The organism is Chitinophaga vietnamensis, from assembly GCF_902167635.1.
Lineage (GTDB): Bacteria > Bacteroidota > Bacteroidia > Chitinophagales > Chitinophagaceae > Chitinophaga > Chitinophaga vietnamensis.
The window spans coordinates 313,012-335,659 of sequence record NZ_CABHMS010000007.1 but is presented as its reverse complement, the minus strand read 5'-3'; the positions used below and the strand labels follow the sequence as shown (position 1 = coordinate 335,659).

At 45.9% G+C, this 22,648-nt stretch carries 20 protein-coding genes and 1 tRNA gene; 6 read left to right on the top strand and 15 right to left on the bottom strand.

The genetic code is table 11. The features are described from left to right. Positions 1-11: 11 nt before the first annotated feature. A complete protein-coding gene (locus tag FPG75_RS20095) occupies positions 12-1,280 on the bottom strand; it encodes a sensor histidine kinase (protein ID WP_143309240.1) in 1,269 nt (422 codons plus the stop codon). 10 nt (positions 1,281-1,290) lie between these two features. Then, entirely contained in the window at positions 1,291-1,962 is a 672-nt protein-coding gene (locus FPG75_RS20090; protein ID WP_143309238.1) for a response regulator transcription factor, read from the bottom strand. Between the two features lie 467 nt (positions 1,963-2,429). On the opposite strand from FPG75_RS20090, the gene FPG75_RS20085 reads away from it, so the two are divergent. Beyond that, entirely contained in the window at positions 2,430-4,169 is a 1,740-nt protein-coding gene (locus tag FPG75_RS20085; protein WP_143309236.1) for an alpha-L-arabinofuranosidase, read from the top strand. A 72-nt stretch (positions 4,170-4,241) separates the two neighbouring features. Here the strand turns inward: FPG75_RS20085 and FPG75_RS20080 are convergent, their stop codons facing one another. From FPG75_RS20080 to FPG75_RS20070, 3 genes are all read right to left on the bottom strand, one after another. Then, on the bottom strand, positions 4,242-4,607 hold the full coding sequence (locus FPG75_RS20080; protein WP_143309234.1) for a hypothetical protein: 366 nt from the start codon (positions 4,605-4,607) through the stop codon (positions 4,242-4,244). A gap of 188 nt (positions 4,608-4,795) precedes the next feature. Further along, complete coding sequence (locus tag FPG75_RS26260; protein ID WP_143309232.1) at positions 4,796-5,131, bottom strand: hypothetical protein; 336 nt, start codon at positions 5,129-5,131, stop codon at positions 4,796-4,798. A 127-nt stretch (positions 5,132-5,258) separates the two neighbouring features. Further along, positions 5,259-5,645, bottom strand: a complete 387-nt coding sequence (locus FPG75_RS20070) for a response regulator (RefSeq protein ID WP_143309230.1) — start codon at positions 5,643-5,645, stop codon at positions 5,259-5,261. A gap of 37 nt (positions 5,646-5,682) precedes the next feature. Here FPG75_RS20070 and FPG75_RS20065 point away from each other — a divergent pair. After that, positions 5,683-5,756, top strand: a tRNA-Pro gene (locus FPG75_RS20065). A gap of 223 nt (positions 5,757-5,979) precedes the next feature. Here FPG75_RS20065 and FPG75_RS20060 read toward each other — a convergent pair. Beyond that, positions 5,980-6,759: an SGNH/GDSL hydrolase family protein gene (locus FPG75_RS20060; protein ID WP_161596862.1), complete on the bottom strand. Its 780-nt coding sequence runs from the start codon at positions 6,757-6,759 to the stop codon at positions 5,980-5,982. A gap of 204 nt (positions 6,760-6,963) precedes the next feature. On the opposite strand from FPG75_RS20060, the gene FPG75_RS20055 reads away from it, so the two are divergent. The 3 genes from FPG75_RS20055 (at position 6,964) to FPG75_RS20045 (ending at position 10,090) form a co-directional block, all read left to right on the top strand. Beyond that, positions 6,964-7,869: an SDR family NAD(P)-dependent oxidoreductase gene (locus FPG75_RS20055; RefSeq protein ID WP_143309226.1), complete on the top strand. Its 906-nt coding sequence runs from the start codon at positions 6,964-6,966 to the stop codon at positions 7,867-7,869. 11 nt (positions 7,870-7,880) lie between these two features. Continuing rightward, the gene (locus tag FPG75_RS20050) at positions 7,881-8,690 is read left to right on the top strand and encodes a helix-turn-helix domain-containing protein (RefSeq protein ID WP_236652847.1); all 810 of its coding nucleotides are present in this window, start codon (positions 7,881-7,883) and stop codon (positions 8,688-8,690) included. A 275-nt stretch (positions 8,691-8,965) separates the two neighbouring features. After that, the gene (locus FPG75_RS20045) at positions 8,966-10,090 is read left to right on the top strand and encodes an epoxide hydrolase family protein (protein ID WP_143309224.1); all 1,125 of its coding nucleotides are present in this window, start codon (positions 8,966-8,968) and stop codon (positions 10,088-10,090) included. 110 nt (positions 10,091-10,200) lie between these two features. Here FPG75_RS20045 and FPG75_RS20040 read toward each other — a convergent pair whose 3' ends face one another. Together FPG75_RS20040 and FPG75_RS20035 are read right to left on the bottom strand one after the other, a co-directional pair. Beyond that, positions 10,201-11,016: a hypothetical protein gene (locus tag FPG75_RS20040; protein ID WP_143309222.1), complete on the bottom strand. Its 816-nt coding sequence runs from the start codon at positions 11,014-11,016 to the stop codon at positions 10,201-10,203. A 64-nt stretch (positions 11,017-11,080) separates the two neighbouring features. Next, complete coding sequence (locus FPG75_RS20035; protein ID WP_143309220.1) at positions 11,081-11,779, bottom strand: hypothetical protein; 699 nt, start codon at positions 11,777-11,779, stop codon at positions 11,081-11,083. Between the two features lie 82 nt (positions 11,780-11,861). On the opposite strand from FPG75_RS20035, the gene FPG75_RS20030 reads away from it, so the two are divergent. Next, a complete protein-coding gene (locus tag FPG75_RS20030; protein WP_143309218.1) occupies positions 11,862-12,545 on the top strand; it encodes a Type 1 glutamine amidotransferase-like domain-containing protein in 684 nt (227 codons plus the stop codon). A 25-nt stretch (positions 12,546-12,570) separates the two neighbouring features. Here the strand turns inward: FPG75_RS20030 and FPG75_RS20025 are convergent, their stop codons facing one another. The 7 genes from FPG75_RS20025 to FPG75_RS19995 form a co-directional block, all read right to left on the bottom strand. Further along, complete coding sequence (locus FPG75_RS20025; RefSeq protein WP_143309216.1) at positions 12,571-13,401, bottom strand: RNA polymerase sigma factor; 831 nt, start codon at positions 13,399-13,401, stop codon at positions 12,571-12,573. A 29-nt stretch (positions 13,402-13,430) separates the two neighbouring features. Further along, positions 13,431-13,832 carry a hypothetical protein gene (locus FPG75_RS20020; protein WP_143309214.1) on the bottom strand — a complete coding sequence of 134 codons (402 nt, stop codon included), beginning with the start codon at positions 13,830-13,832 and terminating at the stop codon, positions 13,431-13,433. Positions 13,833-13,914: 82 nt separating this feature from the next. Next, positions 13,915-14,871 carry a nitrilase family protein gene (locus FPG75_RS20015; protein ID WP_143309212.1) on the bottom strand — a complete coding sequence of 319 codons (957 nt, stop codon included), beginning with the start codon at positions 14,869-14,871 and terminating at the stop codon, positions 13,915-13,917. Positions 14,872-14,895: 24 nt separating this feature from the next. Beyond that, positions 14,896-15,741 carry an AraC family transcriptional regulator gene (locus FPG75_RS20010; RefSeq protein WP_201747992.1) on the bottom strand — a complete coding sequence of 282 codons (846 nt, stop codon included), beginning with the start codon at positions 15,739-15,741 and terminating at the stop codon, positions 14,896-14,898. A 56-nt stretch (positions 15,742-15,797) separates the two neighbouring features. After that, positions 15,798-17,354 (bottom strand): carboxylesterase/lipase family protein, encoded by a 1,557-nt coding sequence (locus FPG75_RS20005; protein WP_143309208.1) that lies wholly within the window; start codon positions 17,352-17,354, stop codon positions 15,798-15,800. Positions 17,355-17,414: 60 nt separating this feature from the next. Next, positions 17,415-19,199 carry a RagB/SusD family nutrient uptake outer membrane protein gene (locus FPG75_RS20000; RefSeq protein ID WP_143309206.1) on the bottom strand — a complete coding sequence of 595 codons (1,785 nt, stop codon included), beginning with the start codon at positions 19,197-19,199 and terminating at the stop codon, positions 17,415-17,417. A 24-nt stretch (positions 19,200-19,223) separates the two neighbouring features. Continuing rightward, the gene (locus tag FPG75_RS19995; protein WP_236652846.1) at positions 19,224-22,634 is read right to left on the bottom strand and encodes a SusC/RagA family TonB-linked outer membrane protein; all 3,411 of its coding nucleotides are present in this window, start codon (positions 22,632-22,634) and stop codon (positions 19,224-19,226) included. Between the last annotated feature and the right edge of the window lie 14 nt (positions 22,635-22,648).

The following is a 22,648-nucleotide window of genomic DNA, read 5'->3' as shown; positions in this document are numbered from 1 at the left end:
GTAAATCTGTTTTATTTAAATTGTTTTACAACAAAGCTGTGGGTGTTATCCTGGTGTTGATACTGGATATCCAGCCCATTGCTTTCCACGATCTTTTTCACGATGGCAAGGCCGAGGCCATTGGCATGACTATGTTCCGGCGCATGTTTTTTGAAGCGCTGAAACAGGCTGGCAGCGGGTATTTCCGGCAGTGTGCTGGTATTGGATATAGTAAGCGTACTTTCTGTGAGATGGATGGTGATGGCGCCATCGGTATGATTGTATTTGATCGCGTTGCCGAGCAGGTTGCTCACCAGTATGTCTGCCAGGGCCGGGTGCAGCGGCCATAGCGATGGGCTGGTGATGGCGGTGCTGACGCTGATCTGTTTCTCTTTTATCAGCTCTTCAAACAATTGCAGGTATTTTTCTGCGACGGCGGAGAGGTCGGTTAATTCTTTGACGGGATATTGCTGGTTCTCGATCTTGGCCAGCAGCAGCAGGCTGTGATTGAGGCGCGACAAGCGTTGCAGCTCATCGCTGCTTTGTGCGATGGCTTTGAGTTGTTCTTCCGACAGGTTATCATCCTGCAATAATAATTCGAGCTTGCTCTGTGCGATGGCCAGTGGCGTCTGCATCTCATGGGCGGCATCTTCCGTCAGCTCTTTCATGCTCACATAGTCGGTATGGATGCGGGCGGCCATATTGTTAAGGGCGGCATTCAGCTCATTGAATTCGTGTGTGCGTGTACGTGGGAACTGCTGCGCTTCCATGCGATTGAGTTGCAGGTGACGTATCCTGTCGAGCGATTGGTAAAACGGTTTCCACACTCTTCTGCTGATCAGCCAGTTGGATACCAGCACAAATATGAGCAGGCCACAAACGGCCAGCAGCATCACTTTGATGATATTGTCCAGCAGGTCGTCTTTCTCGATCGTTGATTTACGCAAGATCAATTTATAGTTGCGGTTATGCACTGTGATCACCTGTGTGAGCTGGCGGAAGGGCGCGTAGGCATCTTCCGGCTCCTGGTAAATGGTGACGCCTTTGAGTTTATGTTTGGGTTGCGCAGGCTCGATGGTGGGGATGAGGTTGAACTCCGGTGTGGAGATGCCATATACCGGGCTGTTGACGCTGGCGGTATCGAGGTAGCGCATCCATTGCAGTTTATCGTTGACCAGCTCTTCATCTATCTCATGCCTGATCTCTTTATTAAATTTATGGAAGAGATAGAATGCGCCTGCCGTGAAGAAGGGCAGCATGATCAGAAGGAAATAGACGGTAGTTTTTGTGAGCAGTTTCATGAGCGGTCATTTATCCGAAGCGGTAGCCGGTGCCATAAACGGTTTTGATATAATCTTCGCCGCCGGCTTCCAGTAGTTTCTTGCGCAGGTTTTTGATGTGGGTGTAGATAAAATCGTAGGAGCCGGCCTGGTCGTAGGCATCGCCCCAGAGATGGCCTGCCAGTGCGGATTTGGTGACCACGCGGTGTTGGTTGGCGATGAAGTAGAGCAGGAGTTGGTATTCCTTGCCGGTAAGGGTGATGGATTTATCGTGCACCAGTACTGTTTTGGAGGCGGGCTTCACTGTGATCTCATAAAAGGAGATGGTGGTGTTGCCTTCGAACTTTTTCCTGCGGAGGATGGCGTTGATGCGGGCATTGAGTTCCGAGAGATGGAAAGGCTTGGTGAGATAATCGTCGGCGCCGAGTTCGAGGCCGCTGAGTTTATCTTCCAGCGAGTCTTTCGCGGAGATGATGATGATGCCGGCTTTGGACTCCATATGTTTCAGTTCTTTGACGATATCAAGGCCATTGCCCATGGGCAGCCCGATATCCGCCACGATGCAGTCGTAGTCAAATTCATTCACTTTGTCCATAGCCTGATGGAAGTCTGCGGCGATTTCGCAGATGAAGCCCTGATGTTCCAGGTATTGCTGGATAGTGGCTCTGAGCGCGGGCTCGTCTTCAATGATCAGCACTTTCATGGGGTAAAAGTACAGATAATTCCTAAAGGAAATCTGTAGCTGGGGGCAGCTGCCTTACTTCCGCACATTCAGCATCTTCCTGAAAGTGGCAGCTAAAAGAAGCTTAACCACGGAAAAATCTTATGAAAAGCGGCATTTGTAACATTTCCTGCCATAATCTGCAACATTTGAGAACCATGCTTCAAAGAACATCGGGTAGTTTTATAGCAGAAACGATAAGAAAGAGCACTGTTATGAAAATACGTCTGCTGCCACTTTTCGTTTACCGGATTTCTGCGCATTAATGGAAAGTTTTTCATAAATAATTTTATGTATTTAAATTCACGTTTTAAAGCGAGAATGCGTCACTCACTTTTAATTGTCCTTTGGAAAGCGTTACGCGAAAAAAAATGATTGGTGGCTCGTGTCAAAAAAACAATGACAATAAACGGGAACCTCGATCGTTAAAGGGAATAAAAAAATAAATTATGCGCTTAAAAGTAGCAATTGTTGCTAGTAAAATCCTGTTGTTGTTATTAATCATTTCGCTTCAGCCTTCCTGTAAAAAAAGCGTTGATAGTGGCGGTGGCGCCCCTGCTGATTCAACTATCTCCGTAGTTACGCCATCAGATCCTGAAATTGCCAAAACAATCGGCTTCTTTTTAAACGATTGGAAGCCTAAAACCTTTACTGCGCCTGCTTCGGTTGATGGCTCGGTTCCTGCAACAGGTGCTGCAATAATTACTGTGGATGCTTCAACGGTTGTCACTAAAATTCCCCCCACCTTGTTTGGCAATAATTCCAATACATGGACGGGCAATTTCACAGACGCCACCTTACTAACTCATATTACCAATCAACACCCTGATTTTATTCGTTGTCCTGGTGGCAGTATCAGTGATGCATTTTTCTGGAACACACCAAGAGATGTAAAGCCTGCAGATGTTCCGGATAGTTTAGTAAATGCAGATGGAGGAAGATACGCAGAAAATTACTGGCATGGAATGAATACAGATAGTTGGACATGTTCAGTAGATAACTATTACAACATGCTTCAGCAAACAGGCAATAAAGGAATCATAACAGTGAACTATGCCTATGCACGTTATGGTACAAGTGCAGACCCTGTAGCAGCCGCTGCGCATCTTGCAGCAGACTGGGTTCGGTATGATAAAGGCAGAACGAAATACTGGGAAATTGGTAATGAAAATTCAGGAAGCTGGGAGCCAGGTTATAGAATAGACAAAAGCAAAAATAAGGACAATCAGCCGGAATTCATTACCGGCGATTTATACGGCAGGCATGTAAAAGTTTTTGTTGACTCCATGCAAAAAGCTGCAAAGGAAACAGGAGTCAGCATTTATATCGGAGCACAGCTTGTAGAGCATTCGCCTGCATCGTGGGAACCAACGACTACAAAAACATGGAATGCAGGCGTGCTTCCCCAGGTAAATAATGTCGCTGATTTTTTTATTGTACATAATTACTATACAAATTTCAACGCCAATGACCCGGCAGGTGTAATACTTGCAACAGCTGCTACGGTTACTTCAGATATGACCAATATTATTTCACAATCGGTAACGGCAGCGGGTGCAACTGCAAAGCCAATAGCGCTGACAGAATATAATATTTCTTCCATTGGTTCCATGCAAATGGTGTCGCAGGTATCAGGTATGCATGCAGTGCTTGTGATAAATGAGCTGATGAAAAATAAGTTTGGCTTTGCCTCCCGCTGGGATCTTGCCAATGGATGGAGCAATGGTAACGATATGGGATTATACAACGTTGGTGATGAACCTGGTGCCTCTAAATGGAATCCAAGACCTGCATTTTATTACCTGTATTTCTTTCAAAAAATGTTGGGAGACAGACTTATCAATACTTCCGTAACGGGCGGGAATAACCTTTCTACCTATGCATATTCCTTTAGCTCCGGACAGGTTGGGCTTACAATAGTTAATCAGTCTACAACGGCACAAACCGCACAATTGAAATTTAAAAATTTTAATGCCGGTGCAAAGTTCTATTGGTATTCGTTGGTGGGCGGAACAGACGGCGGTGAGTTTTCTAGAAAAGTGTATGTAAACGGCAATGGACCTTCCGGCATTTCCGGTGGACCGGCAGATTATACAACATTAAAAGCTTATGCTGCTTCAACCTCGGGTGGAATTAAAGTAGATATTCCTGCGCGTGCTGTAATATTCATGGTAGTTGATAAAAAATAAAAGATATAATTTTTGAATGCCGGATATGTTTTCTTCAATACACAGCGCCAGGTATCGATCCAATATTATACTTTAATCTTTTGATTGCTTTGTTTCCACCACGAACATAAACTTGATTAATGTATCCCTGAAGTATTTCTTTATCTGGTCCGGCTCTTTAATAAGCGTCATCCGGCTGATCTTATTTTCTGGTATTTGCTTCAGCTGATCAAGTCCATCAGTTTCATATTTCTTTCCGTTGATCACTACACCAGTTATTTTTTTCAACTGCTCTGAAGCAAGATAATTATTCCATATCTGCTTTGATTGTTGCATACTGGGGTTGGAATAATCATAGATCAAGGTGTCAGATTTCATCGTGGTCGGGTCTATTTTCTTCTGAGCAAATGACTGCATGGCAGCGGTGACAAAAAGAGTTATAAAGAAGATCGTTTTCATGGGTCTACAATATTAGATAACGTAGGCTGTACAGTATTGTGCAGCCTACTAAATATAATGTTTTATTCAGAGAAATAAAGTGTCACGTCCTTTTGTCTTCTGGTGTACATCGGGCTTTATTGCCCATGTCTATATTGTATTTTTAATCTTCTGATTGTTTTGTCTTAGGCTTGTCCATGATTTTAAGATTACCTGGTGGTAGTGGCGATCAATACGAACCGGATAGATTTACGTGTGAAATATCTACGCACCAATGCAAGACTGTTGGGCGTGATCAGCGTTTTAATTCTTCCACTGGGAATATCCTCTAACTTAGAGAGACCGCCCTGCTCATATCTGACCCCATCGATAATTACCCCGGTCATGCTCCTGATTTCGCCTGGGACATCTTTATTCCACCATGCTGAGAGGGGGCCACCTGCGCAGTTCCATATAATCGTGTCATAGGGGGCAGTATGGTAACGATGTTGTGCGTAAAGAAAGATTGGAACAAAAGGCAGCAAAAAAGTACAGACTGTTTTCATGGGTTGACGGGTTTTTGACAGCTACGAAAATAACGGCATCGCACAAATGAAGTTGTTAAGCATTTATTAATTCAAAAAATAAAGAGGCGCTGTAATGATTGCCTGTCGCTCATTCTGGAGGTTTTACTTACAGGTATAGATCATAAGGCTGTAGGCTGCAAGGTCTGATATATAGAAGGTCGGCATTGCCCATGGGCAACCCGATATCCGCCACGATGCAGTCGTAGTCAAATTCATTCACTTTGTCCATAGCCTGATGGAAGTCTGCGGCGATTTCGCAGATGAAGCTCTGATGTGCCAGGTATTGCTGGATAGTGGCTCTGAGGGCGGGCTCGTCTTCAATGATCAGCACTTTCATGGGGTAAGAGTACAGATAATTCCTAAAGGAAATCTGTAGCTGGGGGCATCCGCCTTCCTCCGTACTTGTGATCTGCCGGAGTGTATGCTTGCCCGTAGTTTTCCCTCCGGCGATACCGGCAGGCACATGGCTGAAGGAAAGAAAAAAATTTGGCAATAATTCAAAAAGGTTGTTAAATTTGCCCTCTCCCGATCGGGATGTAGCGCAGCCCGGTAGCGCGCTTCGTTCGGGACGAAGAGGCCGCTGGTTCGAATCCAGTCATCCCGACAAAAAAGGACAGGATGGTTTTAAAACCATCCTGTCCTTTTTATAGGATACCCCCTTCAGGAAACACCAGTTTTTGCAAAGATTCTTTTTTAGAGATATTGCCACAATCCCATGCTGTAGCCAGTTCCCGCGAAATCATGACCTTTTCATACAGGTAGACGAACAGGAAGCTCGCGATCAGCGAGAGCAGGAGCAAGAGACGTATGTAAACCTGGTAGGTTAATCATCGGGCAGATTTTCCATATCCTCTATATAGAAAACCTTGCACGAGGTCTGTTAATATCATGCCGCCCCGCGTGTTCAGGTGCACCCCGTCTATATGAAATTTCCATCCGTTTATGCGAGCGATCTTATCAAAGCTGTATCCAAGTATAAATTCGCGGAAAAGATAATCGCGGTAGAAGGGCAGGAATCTGAATTTTGTAAAAGCTTGTCCAGGCGAAGCAATAATCTGTTCGTGAAACCTTTCGTAAAATGGAATGTAGGCGACGTTTTCGGCCTGCGCCGTTTTCTTGATGATCTCTGAGAAGCGCCTGAAAAGGTCATTTAGCTGTTTCTGCACAGGGTGAATGGGATATGGGTCTTCACCAACCTGAGCGAGCGATGCTATGGCAATGCGAGCAGGTGTCTCCTGTTTTAATCGTTGAATGATGATCTGAAGGTTGTGCTGAAACCATTCGGGAGATGGCTCCTGCGGCAGATGTTTCCAGCGCTTGTATAAACGCCGGACATTATCAAAGACAATCGACAGTATGTCGTTGCTGCCGATAATGATAATGACGTAGTCCGGATTGCTATTAACTACTTGCCTTAACCTCTGGCATGTATTATAAGCAAGGTCGCCGCCGACGCCAAAATTGATGAAATGAAACGGTTTATTCCGCGGTCTGCTTTCCAGCGCGGCTATCCAGTTAAATGTCCCTTTGGCCGCCGTCGTACTGGAACCGAGGCAGGCTACGGTTATTTTGTCTATGCCCGGCTGCTTTGTATCCGGCCTTTTCATACAGGCTATTTGTTCAAAAATAATATTTAGATTCTGAACGGAAATCCTTGATTTTTTCCAGTTTTTCATCCGACTAAACAGCACCTACGATCATTTCGCAGGTGCTGTTTTATTTTACGGACTTTTCAGGACAATAACTTTGGACTTTTCAGGAAAGCCGGTTTACGATTTCACGCTGACCTTTGTGCTATAAAGTTTATAGCAATGAAAACAGCAAAAGCGTATGTAATCACAGGCCCCACATCCGGGATAGGCTATGCCACTACATTAGAGCTAGCCAAATATGGCGCGGTAATTCTTGTAGGCAGAAACCGCGATAAGCTTGGTCAGGTACAAAAAACAATCGAAGGACTTGGACAAAAGGCAGTAAGCATAATATGTGACATATCAGACATTACAAAAGCCAGAAGCGCAGCAGAACAAATAGATGCCCTAAAGCTTCCTGTGGCTGGCGTAGTTAACAACGCAGGTATCATGCCATCAAAAGCCAGCAAAAATGCACAAGGCTGGGACATGACTTTTGCCACCAATTATCTTGGCGCTTTCGCTTTTACAGAAGCATTATCACCCTGCCTGCCTGATGGGGCGAACGTGGTGTCTATAGCTTCTGCCATTGAAGATCCGGAACGCAAGCCCGCAAAAATCATGGGCATGCGTGGCGGACGTTACATTTCAGTTGAGGCAAGCGCCCGTGGCGAGTGGAAAGAAGGCGGATCAAAAATAGCGGGCATAGATGCTTATGCCACATCGAAGCAATGTATACTCGCCGCTACCATGGCCCTTGCGCGTGAAAATAAAAGACTACATTTTAATGCCGTAGAACCAGGAATAACCCGTGGCACAGGTCTGGGTAGTGAAAGCACAAATTCAATTGTGCGCGCTGTATTTGGCCACCTTATGGCTATCATACCACCTTTCTCGCACTACAGCAGCACACCTGAAAAATCAGCAAAAGTTATCGCAAAGGTACTAATGAATGAAACGGGACAGACGGGCATTTACTTTGATGAAAAAGGTGAGCCCATGCAAGGTTCAGCATTATCGTGCGACCCCCAATTTCAGGATCGCGTTGTTACAGAAACAAGAGCGTTCTTGCAGAAAATAGAGTAATTTCATTTACTATGAGGAACGCTATGAGTGTAAATTCAACATATGTGATGGATGAAATTTCATCTCAGCATTTTATTGACGAACACTATTTCGTGTATGTGGTGAAGGGAGTTGTGGTGCTTTATGACGGAAGTAAATACCTGGAGCTCCGTTCCGGGCAAAGCTGCATCGCCCATAAGAACAGGTTGGGACGCTATTATAAGATGAGAGAGGATGGTGAACTGGATAAGGTAATTCTTACTCTTGATGAGTCATTCCTTAAAACGTTTTATAACAAACACAAACCAACGATAATAAAATTCGATTCTACTGAAACCTGCATTCCGGTAACCGGCAGCGAGTTATTGAATAATTATATTGTATCGTTACGTCAAATATATAGCCAGGGAAAAATAAGCGAACCTTTTGGGGACCTGAAACGTGAAGAATTAATATTGATCCTGTTGCAGCAACAACCCGAACTTGCAGGCCTGTTTTTTGATTTTGGTATCCCCGCAAAAATCAACCTGGAGGAGTTTATGGTTCGTAATTATGCGTTTAATGTCAGCATAGCACGTTTTGCTTTTCTTACAGGAAGAAGCTTATCCGCATTTAAACGGGATTTCGGACAAATATTCCATGAAACGCCAAGCCGATGGCTGATATCGAGGCGCTTGCAGGAAGCATATTTCCTCATTGACAAGAAAAGTATGAAACCATCAGATATTTATCTGGATCTCGGCTTTGAAACGTTATCTCATTTTTCATTTTCATTCAAAAAGCGGTTCGGGCTGACGCCAACAGATTTATCTGGCAAAAGACAAAAAATCAGGCTGAAATAGATTTTCTTTAATAAATACTGTATAATTGTAAAATACATGATTGTTGATGTAGCTCATTCCTATGGAGAAAATTTTTTTTGTACTGATTGCCCTTGTGTTTAATATGAACCCGTATGCCCCAAATTAAATATCCTCCACAGCGCCTGGCGCCTATATCTGGAACCTTTAAAAATTCACCGCGTTAAAATAAATCTTTAAGCAATATCCAACTACTGACATACTGTTGTCACTCACCATTTCGAGCTTTGTATTCAATCAGAAAAAAATAAATAACTATGCAAAAGATGACACCTTTCCAGATTAATGTGGCACAAAACGTATTGGATGATCTTAAAGCACGGCTGGCTCAGACACGCTGGACGGATGAACCGGATAATGCCGGCTGGAATTACGGCACGAATCCCGATTATTTACGGCAACTGGTGGACTATTGGCAGCATAGCTACGACTGGCGGCAGCAAGAGGAATTGCTGAACAGATTTCCTAACTATAGAACGGAGATCGATGGAACCGGTATTCATTTTATCTATGTAAAAGGAAAGGGAACAGGAGCCCGGCCCTTGCTCCTCACACATGAATGGCCGGATAGTTTTCAACGGTTTTATAAAATCATTCCCTTGTTGACTGAGGACGGCGCCTTCGACCTGATCATACCGTCGATGCCCGGGCACGGATTTTCAGACCCCGTAACCTTACCATCCATAGAGACCGCCAGGCTATGGGGAAAACTGATGACTGATGTATTAGGTTATTCGGATTTCTATGCAGGTGGCGACTACGCCGTGACGACATCCCTGGCCAACCAGTACCCTGATCAGGTCAAAGGTATCTACCTCACTGATACCGGTTACCCTAATGGAACGGAAGACTGGTCGAAGCTTAGCCCGGCAGAGCAGGAGTTCGGACAGAAGATACAGCGTTGGTTCTTTGCAGAAGGCGCTTTCAATATGGTTCAGTCCACAAAACCACAGACACTGGGTTATGGGCTAAATGATAGTCCGGTAGGCCTTGCGTCCTGGATACTGGAAAAATTTTATAGCTGGAGTGATACCGGAGGAGATATAGAGAACAGCTTTTCCAAAGATGAGCTCCTGACCAACATCATGATCTATTGGGTTACAGGCACGATAAATACCTCTATTCGCAGATACGCGGCCGATATGCACGCCATGTATGCACAGGGATTTCCCGCCCCGATACAGCCAGTGAAAGCTCCCACCGCTGTGGCTATTTTCCCTGCTGACAGTGATACGCCGCGGGAATGGGCTGAAAGAAGGGTGAATCTCCAATTCTATACTAAGATGCCTAAAGGCGGACGCTTTGCTGCATTGGAAGTACCAGCGTCTTATGCCAGTTATTTACGGGAGGCCATGGCAGTTTTAACAGATAAAATTGGTTAATTCCTTATGCTTTCGCCTGATACATAAGAAGTTTAAATCCTTCCAAGCGCCCACAAATATTGAATTTGTGGGCGCTTTTATCTTCATGCGTATTTTTTATATAGTGGATTTTATACGTCTTGTTCTCCAAACATCCTTTTAATATCATCCTGGATATCAAAGATGTCACAAACAGCATATAGCCCAATTGATTCTTGCAGGTCTTTGTTGGAAGGCGGCGTCTCAACACAGGCGCTCACCAACTTGATCTGATTGGCCAGGTCAGGTAAAAACTTCATCCCTGCAATTGAATATTTGGAAATACGCTTTATGCCATCATTATATACCCGCCCTTTTGCCTGGATGTTTTCTAAGGCCGGGAGCGTAGGTACTTTGTCAAATACGCTGTCATAGAACTCAACAACCGGGCTTTCATTCGGGCTCGAAAGTTCATGAATGTAAGCACAGTAATATTTCTTGCCTAACTGAATGGAGACAACATCTTTAGGTCTGTAAAAAGTAATGCTGTCGGGTGTTGCCGGTTTTCGTTTTAGTTCCACCGGCGGGCTACTGATAAGGGCTTTTATCTTGTCTGTCTTTCTGAAAAAATCATCACTTAAAGCAACGGATTGATTTAAATTGTCAATGGCTTTTATCGCATTGTCCGTTATGGATTTGTCGGCAAACCCGTATTTGTGCAGGCTTACAGCTATGGCAAGTATGGCCTTTTGTTTGTAATTATCGGAGACTTCGGCATGGTCGGCTTTCAGGATACAATCCCACCGTAACAGCATTTTCGGAAGAAAGAAGGCGAGTGGATCGCCCGCTATCTTTTTGTCGTGTTTCGCATAAGACATTGTCCTGGCGATAAGCCTGGCAAGGTCTTCGTCAACGGATTGTACCAGATGTCTGGCCGCTAGATTATCCAGGATCTGCTGATGTGTCATTATTATATATTTGATGCCTGTCTTTTTCAGACTTTCAGAGCAATTAACGAAAAATATTGCACATTCAACAAATCAGCAACAGCCTGTGCTCTCCAGGTTTTTCCTCCGGCGCACGGTGAAGACAAGGAGGAACCTGGCTTCCAGGATGATCAACCGCCAACCGCCACAGGTGACCAAGCCCCAGGCTGATGGGACGTGCATCAGCTTTGGCCTGATAGTGCAGATCAAAAAAATGTTCTTTTAAGAAAGACTCAAAACCCTCATCTGCTCCATGATACAGTTTTCTGAGTTCATCACGTATGGCTGGAATAAGTACTTTCTTTTCGCCCTGTGAATTGGGTAATATCTCGCTGGACTCGCCATAGTAGGTGCATAAAAAGGTATCGGTTGGTATGGGAGAGCGGTCTACATGAAAGGAATAAACATCAGTTGGAAAAAACGGGTAGGTATTGTCCCGCTCATAGTGCTTGATCAGATTAAGGACGGGCGATGCGCCATGAGCTTTCAATAGCTTCAGGTCATTCAAAAGTATTGCACGGGCAAGCTGTCCCTGTTCGCTCAACTGCAGTTCATAAAGCTCTTCTGGTTCGATTTCCGTTATATTTCCGCTTGGCGTTACCTTTTTAACAATCTCGGAAAAATCGCCTGTTAGTTGGCGTGTCCAGCAGATTGCATTCGTGTCTCCTTTAAAGGGCGTAGCAACAAGGTCCTGAAAATTCGTGACGGTGTGAATGTGTTTCCAGGCATGAGATGAATCTATCATAGCAGACAATATAAAATCATTTGGCAACGAAGTACGGTTATTTTCGTCTATATTGTCCCATCTTCGCAATAAGAGAAAAATTATGAAGCTTCTTCTTACTTCCGCCGGCATCAGCAACAAAAGCATCCATCAGGCGCTGGTTGATCTCCTGGGTAAACCGGTCACAGAGGCGAGCGCGCTTTTCATACCCACAGCGATATATGCGTTGCAAGGTGGCGCCGACATTGCACGAAACGTGATGAAAGGATCGCTGGGCGATCCCTTCTGCGAAATGGGTTGGAAGTCGTTGGGAATACTGGAGCTTACTGCATTGCCCAGCATCAAACAAGAACTTTGGGTTCCCATGTTGCAGGAGACGGACGCCTTATTGGTAGGCGGAGGCGACTGCCAATATCTGACCTACTGGATGCTGCAATCCGGGCTGGCAGCGCTTTTGCCGTCGCTGCTGCGCAAGACGGTATACGTAGGCTTGAGCGCAGGGAGTATGGTAATGACCCGCTATGGCACAACCTATGGTGGCCATACGCTGCCAACCGAAAGCGATAAATCACTGGGACTGCTTGATTTTGCCCTGCATCCGCACCTGGACCATGAGTGGTTTCCGGAAAATTCTCTTGCCAACCTGGAAAAGCTGGCCGCTACGATACCCGTGCCATCGTATATGATAGATGATCAGACCGCGATCAAAGTGGTCGATGGTGTTGTTGATGTTGTATCGGAGGGGCATTGGAAGTTGTTTGCACCAGTTACAACTTCCAGTATTTAAAAAGACTTTCGATTAACGTGTCCACTTATCCCGGGAATAGTTTTGCCGTTTCCAGCATTTGCCTGATAGCGTCCAGTTTCTCCGAAGGCGGATCATATTGTGGTATCGTTGCAAAAAGCAGCCTGGATTTATCTACCAGGCGATCCAGTTTTTCCGCGAGCAACCTGCCTTCGCCTTCGTGAGCATACCGGAGTTTGTTTTTGTTGATGAATCCGGAATTGACAGACCTGTTAATTGCCTGATGGCAGGAACATTTGGCCTGACTGCTCACCAGGCCACAATACTGACCAGTAAACCCGGTTATTTTTTTTCTGGCCTTGGATAGTTTCTGCCGGAAATTATCGCCGGAAATCCCGAGGATGGCTGCTCCCTGCACACTGTTGATACCGATGATCTCTCCCAATATATACACCAATCTGCTTTCTTTATGCAGACATTGCAGCATTCCCAAACTGCATCCCACCTTGATTTCAGCTGCCAGCTTTTCCCGTTCTCCGGCATCCATGGAAGCAGGAGGCTCTGAGAGCCCGGACTCCAGCATTGGCCCGAGGGATTCGAGAGAGACAACAGGTATATGGCGGCTTTTTTTAGCAAGATCGCTCAACAGGTAATTGGTGGCTACCCGATAAACCCATGTTTCAAAGGAGCTGCCACCCCGGAAAGTGCCGATACTCTTGAGTATCCGAAGCAGGATTTCCTGGGTGGCATCGCTCGCATTTTCAGGATCGCCGGTCATGCGAAAGGAGAGATTATAAATATCTTTTCTGATGGCCTCCAGCAAATGGTTCAAAGCTGTTGTATCACCCTGGATGGCCCGGGAAACCAATAGCGCTATGGCTTCGTTGTTTTTCATCATACAAAAATATTCAAAATCTGATGACCGGATCAATTGGATTCCAGTATGTGCTTCAGCCTTTGCAGATCTGCTACCAACCTTGGAATGCCTTGCTGGCGGAAGGTTTCCACTGGCGCGGCTTCAGGTTTCAATAACGCGAACAGATATACGCAGCTCGTTTCTCCGTTCCTGACCAACAGGGACGGATTTGTTCTTACCCCGTTCATAGACGTATGGATGTATCCTGTAGCCTCGTCTGCATCTATATGCATCACCATCTTACCAAACCGCGTATCTGCAATATACTGCCCGTTCTCCTCCGTGATGTCTTTGAAAAAACCGACTCCCCATTCCTTTTGAAACAAAGGGTCTTTCAGGTTACTGAAGGCTTTTTCATATGAACAGTTCAGTTCGATCACTTGTACGCTGATGTTGTCAAAAGAATTTTCCATTTTTCTTCTTTTAGTTTAATGAATATTGTTTATTCATTAGACATGACTTTGCGTATAGTGTGATCGTTTTTTGAATATTTTTTTATTTTTCATCCGTATGCAGCCAAACCACCACCTGTTTTGCCTCATGCGCTTGCCCAATAATATCTTTGTATAATTCTGGCCGTCTCGCATTGATATACCTGTGGCCGCCGGCCTTGGTAATTTTTTCGGGTGTAATGGTGGCCGTAACAAAACTATCGTCAAAAGATCGGCATTCAGCGAGGATGTCGCCAAAGGGATCAATGATCATGGAGCATCCATTTTTTAACTGGTCGTCATCCATACCAATGGGATTGGAAAAAACAACGTATATGCCATTGTCATAAGCTCTTGCAGGTAGCCATTTCATCAACCATGCCCTTCCTTTCATGCCGTCAAATTCCAGGCGTAGAGAGGTGGGATCAGCTTCGCGGTTTTTCCAGAGCTCGGGATTGACAAAGCCCGCTCCTGGCCTGGGCGAGGGCGTGCACATGGTAGCATGGGGCATAAAAATGATATTTGCTCCCAAAAGCGTAGTGGCCCTTACGTTTTCTATGATGTTATTGTCGTAACAAATAAGGATACCACATTTCCAACCATGAATTTCAAAAATGCAATACTCGTGTCCGGCAGTTAAGTGTGGATGAATGAATGGATGCAGTTTTCTGAATTTTGCAACCAGGCCATGTTTATCAACACAGATGTATGCTTTAAATAAGTTATCATCTTTATCTTTTTCAAAAAGACCAGCCAATATAACAATATTATATTTACCAGCTATCTCTTTAAGTTTGAGAACGCTGTCTCCTTCAGGAATGTATTCTGCCAGGTCGAGCATTTGTTCTTTGGAAAGATTTCTTGCAAACGTATAGCCTGTTACAGCACATTCATGAAAGGCAATTACATCAGCGCCTTCTTTTGAGGCTTGTGCAGCAAGTTTTTCAATGACGCCCAGGTTGTAAACCTTGTCGGCGTTTCTATGCTCAAATTGAGCAGTTGCTATTTTTAAATTGTCCATGATTAAGATTTGGACAAAAATAGTTTACGGCATTTCCGGGAAATTGTACAAATCCGACATTGGAGAAGCAGGAGCGCACACGACCAGGTTGACGGCCATCTTTTCGGATTTGTCGCTATACAGGCCAGGGGTGATGCCCGTATGTTTCTTAAATTCTTTTATCAGGTGCGATTGGTCTGCATACCCTGCCTCATAAGCGCTTTGCGTAAGCGACTCGCTAGGTTTTTCATTTAATTTTTTCAGGAAGTTATGGAGCTTTACAATGTTGATAAACTTTTTGGGAGTGATGCCGATAGATGTCAGAAATTTTCTTTCAAGGTGTCTTTCTGTGTAGCCGGTAAATTTAACCAGTTGACTCATCGTCATCATGCCTTTATTCCTGAAGATAAAAGTTAGCACGGGAGATATTAGAGCTTCTGTTTTCAGTGTTTGTTTTACCGCCAGGTCAATAAAAAAAGTATTTAAGATCCTTACTTTCTCTTGTGTTGTATTTTTTTCAAATAGCCGCATGGCAAGTTGTGATCCATCTTTTCCGAAAACATCTTCTGTCCTGATAAAGAGGTCCTGTAGCTCATTGGCGGGCAATCCAAGCAATTTGTTGATTCCGTCGGGTTGAAACACCACGATGATCAACCTGGTTTCATTTAAGAGAAAAATATCTTTGAATGCTGTAATTTGTCCGTATAAAAATGAATGGGGCAGACGTTCCAGTGGGGTATTGTCTTTCTGTCCAAGGGCAAGATCATTTTCCGGAGAGAAGACAATACCCGTATTTCCATCAGAGAACAGGCGCAGCTTTTTGATATCTATCCCGCTGCTTTCGAGGAATAGATAATGTTTGATAAAAGGAAATAATTCTTTGGAAGGCAATATTTGCATGTTCTTTTAGCATTTCCGCTGGCGCTCAAATGTAAGATTATTTTTTATTACCGCTTGCCCCATGCTTCGCCTTCCGGCGTACGCCGCCATTTGAAATAGGCATCCAGTACTTTCAGCGATTTTTCAGCAGGCACAGGGCCTGTATGGGGAGTTTGATGGAAGTGCATCACAACAGGATTTTTATAGCTGTATGGAGGCCAGCGGGGAAGACCGCTACCATTTGGATCATTATACTTTGCAAAGTTGGTCCAGTAAGTTGCCATGGCATCAGATATTTCCAGATCGCTTTTGCTTGTCTGTGGATTTGATGCATCGAGATGTTGAAAGACATAAGCAATATCTTGCGCGTGCGGTGATCCGTCGCCATAGTGTGGAGAGCCGGCGGGATAATCGGGATGTTGATCGAAGTAGTAGTAGAACACTTTTGATTTTCCGGTCTTTGATTGCAGCGTTGCCCAGGTCCAGGTTTGCCATCCAAATGCCGCATCACGGCTTAAATCCCTGGCTGTTTTGGGAACAATGGTGGAATCCACCGGATAAGATTTAAGCAGATCATCAGCAAATTTACCATAACGCGTTTTTACCGCGGCGATGTAGGCTGCGGGCGTTTTGGGTGGTGAAAAGCTCGCGCCTTCATCAGAGTTGTAGCCGATCAGGATCGCCACATCATTGTATTTACCTGCTTCATATAATTTGTATTGATCATCTGGTATTACCCATCCGTCAATAACAGGCCATGCCAATCCGTGTATGGGAGGAAGTTTATCCGCATCGAGTTTTCTCAGCGCTGCGATCGAAGAAAACCCTGCCTGTCTTACATGCGCTTCTCCTGCGTTCTCGGCATCATGTAATTTTTTTAAATTCTCACCTGGAAAGGTGGTGATCCTTGGTGGTCCAAATGAGCCGCCACTTTGTGAGATGGCGCCCCGGAACAAGCCTTTTGCAAGTGGCGATGCACATAGCATACTCACCGCGACGCCGCCGGCTGATTCACCGAAAATGCTTACTTTACCGGGATCACCTCCAAATGCGGCAATATTTTTTTGGACCCATTTAAGCCCTGCTATCATATCCAGCAAACCATAATTTCCTGAAACATGGTTTGAATTTTCAGCACTTAATTCAGGGTGTGCCAGAAAGCCAAGCTGACCAACACGGTAGGCGATGCTTACCAATATCACACCTTTGTTCGCTAATTTTTCACCACTGAAATTTACATCAGAAGTAGCGTCTCCATTAAAACCGCCACCATGGATCCATACTAGAACAGGGAGCTGTTCATTTGAAGATTTTGCAGGCGACCATATATTCAGGTATAAGCAGTCCTCGCTTTTCCCTGAAGGCGGCGTCCAGCCTTGTATGGGGCCAGGTGCGAATTTCTTTGCCTGTAGCACGGTGTCCCATTTTTTCACAGCCTGTGGCGCACGCCAGCGAAGATCGCCAATGGGAGGAGAGGCGAAAGGAATACCTCTGTAAACAGTTAATCCATCTTCAGATGTTCCTTGCACTAAGCCATCCTCAATTTTAACAGGGGCCGGTTGTTGGGCAACAACAGCGCTTGTGGAAAATAGCGCGAATAAGGCAAGCAGTGATAATTTTTTCATATCGTTTGGCTTAATTATCGGTTTGAAATGTATTTATCGCCCCCCGGGTGAAACCCGGGTTCAATACCCCGGGTTTTGCACAATCCTTGGATTCCGGTCTATTACATCCTGTGGTACCGGGTTCAGGTACATTTTTGAAGTGAATACATGCGGATGATTCAGCGGCACGATCTCATATTTCCATACGCCGCTATTATCGTTGGGTATGGTGTTCGATATCTTCATACCATGTTTATCCACGTTCATGACGGTATTGGCAGTTTTCCAGCGGATGATATCATAGAAGCGTTTATTTTCAAAACAGAGTTCTACTCTTCTTTCCTGGTAGATAGCGGCCCGCATATCCGCCTGTGATAGTCCGGGTGCGAGGTCAGGAAGGGCTGCTCTTTTGCGGATCTGGTTGATGACGTTGTATACAGTGGCGTCGGGCCCTACGGCTTCGTTTTGTGCTTCTGCATAACCCAGCAATACTTCGGCGTAGCGGTAGTAGATGAAGTTGGCGCCGCTCACTGCGCCGCCACCAGGCCGTACGAGCGGGTTGAGCTTCTTTTTAAAATAGTAGGCGGTGTTGCTTACATCGTCGGTCCCGAAATCAATCTGGTTTTTGGAAGGATGTACTTTATCAATGCGGGTGTATATCGTATCGCCTTTGTCCATCCAATCCATCTTATAAGGTGCGCCGTCGTATACGATCCAGTCGTAGAAGCGTTTCTCACGGCCTATGTAGGGATGTTGCGGATCATAGCCGGAAGCGGGATCGGTGATGGGCTTTCCATTTGCCATGAAAAACTGGTCTACCAGTTCCTGCGTAGGACAGTAGTTGCCCCAGGTGTAGTAGACGCCATTGATCCACACCGGGCCGCCATATTGTTCAAATGATGATCCCATGATATTGGCCACCACCTGGCGGTCCCAGACTACTTCCGAATGGTATTTATTGGCTTCGTACCAGATGGCGGAAGGGTCGGGAAACAGGTCATATACTTTGCCGTTGCCATAGAGGTCTATGAATTGTTTGAAGGTGGCGGCGGCTTTGGCCCAGCGTTGGGCGTCATAGTTATTGTAACCGGCCACCTGGTGCGGATCGTTGCCTGCGGCGGGCTGCGCATTGTTGAAGGCAGGACTGGCGGCGTATAATTCCACCCAGCCTTTTAAGGCCAGTGCAGCGCCCAGTGTGGCCCTGCCGGCATTTACATCGCCGTGGTTGTATTTCGGCGCGAGGTAGCCGTCTTTAACGATGGAGTCCAGTTGTGTGGTGATAAAATCTACCGTTTCTGCGAAGGTGCTCCTGGGAATATATATGGCGGCACTGTCCATCGTGCGCCTTTCTTCAGGGATGGTAATAATGGGAAGACCTCCGATGTGCATCCAGAGCTCACTGTAAAAAAATGCGCGGATAAAGCGGGCTTCATCGAGCCGTTTGTGCAGCCACTCCGGTGAGAAGTTAGCGGCGTTTTTGCGTACGGCTGTGATGAAAGTATTGCATTTGCGGATGTTGGTGAAGGTGCTTGTCCAGTTGGTGAGATCCGCGGAGCCGGTGATGCCGCCCCATACCGTATAGTCGTTGGAGGAGGCGGCTACAATGCCTTGTTTCCAGTTGTAGGAAGTATAATAAAAACCGGCATCATTGTCATCAGTGAAATTGTCCAGGTTCTCCGGCTGATTCCAGTAGTTGGGTAAAGCACTGTAAATATCGTTGAGGAAAAGATCGGCATTTCCTTCACTGCTCCATTGGATGGCGTCAGTGAGTTTTGTCTTATCGGTATTTTCCAGGAAATCTTTCCGGCACGACAGGATACTGAATAACAGTATGGTAACAGGCAACAGAGAGATGTATCGCTTCATAGTAACTTAATTAAGAGGATGAATCTAAAAAGTAACATTTAGCCCAAACACAAATACCTTCTGGTTAGGATAGGCTGTTTCCAGGTCTGTATAACCTACTTCCGGGTCCATGAATTTCATTTTGCTGAAGGTGAGGAGGTTCTGTCCGGAGAAGTAACAACGGAGGCGCTGCATCTTCAATGCTTTGGAAACGGATGCAGGCAGCGTGTAGCCCAGTACGGCCGTTTTTAAACGGAGATAACCTGTTTTCATCATCCAGAAATCAGAGTTCTGGGTATTGTTGGCATAGGGCGATTGATTCGCACGCGGATACTTTGCATCAGGCGTATTGGGTGTCCAGTGGTTATCAAAATATTCGTAGGCAGAATTGCTGTTATTGTTATTAAAGGGCACTGTCTGGAAACCGCGGATGTTGATGCTGGCCAATGCAGATCCCTGGAAGAACAAGCTGAGATCGAAACCTTTCCAGGATACGCTGGGCGTGAAGCCATAGGTGATGGCAGGGTACACCGGGTTACCGATCACTGTTTCATCATAGGAATCTATTTTTCCATCCGGCACGCCATTAGGCCCGCTGATGTCTGCATATTTGATATCGCCCGGATGCAGCACGCCAAACTGGGTAACGTTATATCCATCCTGGGCATCGATAACGCCATCATGGTTGATATCGTCTGCTTCGGTAAACAATCCCAGTGCATGATAGCCGAACTGCGTGCCAATAGGCCTGCCGGTTCTGCTGCGATTGGGATTATCACGTGTGGCAGCGGTTTCAAATACCTGGACCATTTTATTTTTGGCATAGCTGAAATTGCCGCTCAGATTCAGTTGCAAGCCATTCGAGAATCGATAGTGGGTGCCGGCAGAAACTTCAATACCACGGTTTACCATGATACCCTGGTTTTCATCGGAAAGATTCAGGCCATATTCCACGGGCACGGTAACTGCCGGCGGCAGCAGCATGCCGGTCCTTCTTTCATGAAAATAATCCGCTTCCAATGTGAGCAATCCATCCCATAAGGAGATATCCAACCCTATATCTGTTTTAGTGGATATTTCCCAGGTGATGTTCGGATTAGGCTCACGGGTGGTGTTGGAGCCTTGCACCATATTGCCGTTGCCAAAGGCGTAGGCATTGCCGTATAAATTATAACCGTTCAGATATTGGAAGGCCGTTCCGGCCAGATTGCCTGATTTGCCCCAGGACCCCCGTAGTTTAAGATAGTTGATCACTGAGTGATGATCAGCCATAAAGTTTTCTTCGGAGATGACCCATCCCGCAGAGAAGGCAGGGAAGTAACCCCAGCGTTTGCCGGGAGCGAAGTAGTAATGGCCATCGTAGCGGCCTGCGGCCTCAAAAAGATATTTGTGATCGTAGATGTAACCCAGGCGGTATACAAATCCAAGTTGACTGCCGGTAATGGTTGAACCGTTGTTGTCAAAATCATTTTTATTGGAGCTGCCCATGCCCAGTTCATCAATGCTGACAGCAAAATTGTTGCGCCGGGCGGAAAAGCCGGTGGAGTCATTCTTGCGGGCTTCTGCTACCAGCAAACCGGTGAAGTCGTGTTTACCAAAGGTATTGTGGTAGTTGAGGTATCCCTGGTAGGTAAAGTACTGGTTTTTTGAATACTCCTGGTTGAGCCAGGTATACGGCGCAGCGCTGCCTTCCGAAGTAGATATCTGTTTCGTATAGGTGTAAGGGTTAGTGGCTGTATTTTGTGAGTAAAAATAAAACGGCGTATGCCATCCTTTCACCATATAGTCGTTGGGATCATAGCTGAACGTTCCCTTGATGCTCAGCCCTTTAACGAAAGGCAGTTGTTGCTCCACGGAAAGTGTGGTGAGCAGGGAAGTGGCATTACGACGGGAGTAACCTGCATTCAGGATGCCTACCGGAGAATTGCCTGCAAACTCGCCCCAGAGGCCATTGCTGTAATAAAGGTTGGTGATGGGGATTAATTTATAGGCACTGCGGAACAGCTGCCCCGGCGTGGTAGCGGCATCTACGCTATTGGTATTTTCGAAAGCGCCGAGGGCAGACATAGTTACCAGGGTGGTAGCTGTTGCGTTCACTTCCATGTTAAGATTAAAATCGTAACGTTTATAGTTCACCGGCTTGAACATACCATCCTGTTGAAGAAAACCGAGGCTGGCATAGTATCGTGCTACTTTGGTGCCGCCGCTTAATTGCAGGTTATAATTCTGAGTGGGGGCATGCATGCGTACCAGGTCTTTCGTATTGCTGATGGGGTATTTGTCGGGATCTTTGGCATGCAGCGCTGCATAATTCTTGATGAGATCTTCTGAGAAAGGTTGTTGCGTACCGCCAGGATTTTCATTCATATATGCTTCATTGCGCAGGCGCATATAATCCTGTGCGTTCAGCATTTTGGGGTAATAAGTAGGCGTTTGCCATCCGCTATACATATTGAGCGAAAGCGAAGGTATGCCTGTTTGTCCGCGTTTGGTGGTGATGAGAATTACGCCGTTGGCGCCTCCTAATCCATAAGGAGCAACGGCAGCGGCATCTTTCAATATAGTGACGGAGGCAATGGCATTGGGCGATATCTCGTTGATGTTATTACGAATGATACCATCTACTACAATGAGCGGCGCATTGTTGCCGGTAGTGGCGATTCCCCTGATGTGGATATCGGGATTATCTCTTCCTGGTTGTCCGCCATTAGGTCGCATGCTGATACCGGCAACATTTCCTGCCAGCGAGTTGGATATGTTGGTCACCGGCGACTTTGCCAGTTCTTTTCCCTGCACCGCCGCCACAGCTGCCGTGGAAGAGGTTTTCTTCTGCGTGCCATAACCTACCACCACCACTTCGTTTAAACCGCTGGCACTTTCTTTCAGTATAACGTTGAGGGGATCGGTGGCGCTTACGATTTCGATCTGTTCATAACCTACATAACTGAATACCAGGGTAGCGCCAGTGGCGGCCTGGATTTCAAAATGGCCATTTTGATCGGTGACGGCGCCAATATTACTGCCTTTTATTTTTACGGATACGCCTATAAGCGGTTCGCCGCGCTCATTTTTCACTGTGCCGCTTATTTTGGCGGCGCTTACATTTCCGGCTGCGATCACAATGGCGTTGTTATCCATTACAGTGTAATGCAGCGTTGTGCCGGCAAGGGTTTGCGAGAGCAGTTGTTCTACCGTGGCATTTTCTGCATGAAGCGATACCGGCGGTTTTTCCGGCAATATATCATCGTTATAGATGAGCCGGTAACGGGTTTTTTGCTGGATAGTTTTCAGGGCTGTTTTAATGCTGACATTCTCCAGGGCGATGCTGATCTTTTCCTGGTTAACAGCAACGGCGGATGCCGGCATGATGCCGGCGAATAGGCAGGCCAGCGCGAGAAGGCCGCGCAGCCTGCCTGACAGGCCTTTACTCAAAGCCCGTAGGAACGTTGTTTTCATAACATGGAATAATA

Bases quoted from the DNA above. Each gene is read 5' to 3' on its own strand.
- FPG75_RS20095 (WP_143309240.1), bottom strand. From the start codon at position 1,280: ATGAAACTGCTCACAAAAACTACCGTCTATTTCCTTCTGATCATGCTG.
- FPG75_RS20090 (WP_143309238.1), bottom strand. From the start codon at position 1,962: ATGAAAGTGCTGATCATTGAAGACGAGCCCGCGCTCAGAGCCACTATC.
- FPG75_RS20085 (WP_143309236.1), top strand. From the start codon at position 2,430: ATGCGCTTAAAAGTAGCAATTGTTGCTAGTAAAATCCTGTTGTTGTTA.
- FPG75_RS20080 (WP_143309234.1), bottom strand. From the start codon at position 4,607: ATGAAAACGATCTTCTTTATAACTCTTTTTGTCACCGCTGCCATGCAG.
- FPG75_RS26260 (WP_143309232.1), bottom strand. From the start codon at position 5,131: ATGAAAACAGTCTGTACTTTTTTGCTGCCTTTTGTTCCAATCTTTCTT.
- FPG75_RS20060 (WP_161596862.1), bottom strand. From the start codon at position 6,759: ATGAAAAGGCCGGATACAAAGCAGCCGGGCATAGACAAAATAACCGTA.
- FPG75_RS20055 (WP_143309226.1), top strand. From the start codon at position 6,964: ATGAAAACAGCAAAAGCGTATGTAATCACAGGCCCCACATCCGGGATA.
- FPG75_RS20050 (WP_236652847.1), top strand. From the start codon at position 7,881: ATGAGGAACGCTATGAGTGTAAATTCAACATATGTGATGGATGAAATT.
- FPG75_RS20045 (WP_143309224.1), top strand. From the start codon at position 8,966: ATGCAAAAGATGACACCTTTCCAGATTAATGTGGCACAAAACGTATTG.
- FPG75_RS20040 (WP_143309222.1), bottom strand. From the start codon at position 11,016: ATGACACATCAGCAGATCCTGGATAATCTAGCGGCCAGACATCTGGTA.
- FPG75_RS20035 (WP_143309220.1), bottom strand. From the start codon at position 11,779: ATGATAGATTCATCTCATGCCTGGAAACACATTCACACCGTCACGAAT.
- FPG75_RS20030 (WP_143309218.1), top strand. From the start codon at position 11,862: ATGAAGCTTCTTCTTACTTCCGCCGGCATCAGCAACAAAAGCATCCAT.
- FPG75_RS20025 (WP_143309216.1), bottom strand. From the start codon at position 13,401: ATGATGAAAAACAACGAAGCCATAGCGCTATTGGTTTCCCGGGCCATC.
- FPG75_RS20020 (WP_143309214.1), bottom strand. From the start codon at position 13,832: ATGGAAAATTCTTTTGACAACATCAGCGTACAAGTGATCGAACTGAAC.
- FPG75_RS20015 (WP_143309212.1), bottom strand. From the start codon at position 14,871: ATGGACAATTTAAAAATAGCAACTGCTCAATTTGAGCATAGAAACGCC.
- FPG75_RS20005 (WP_143309208.1), bottom strand. From the start codon at position 17,354: ATGAAAAAATTATCACTGCTTGCCTTATTCGCGCTATTTTCCACAAGC.
- FPG75_RS20000 (WP_143309206.1), bottom strand. From the start codon at position 19,199: ATGAAGCGATACATCTCTCTGTTGCCTGTTACCATACTGTTATTCAGT.
- FPG75_RS19995 (WP_236652846.1), bottom strand. From the start codon at position 22,634: ATGAAAACAACGTTCCTACGGGCTTTGAGTAAAGGCCTGTCAGGCAGG.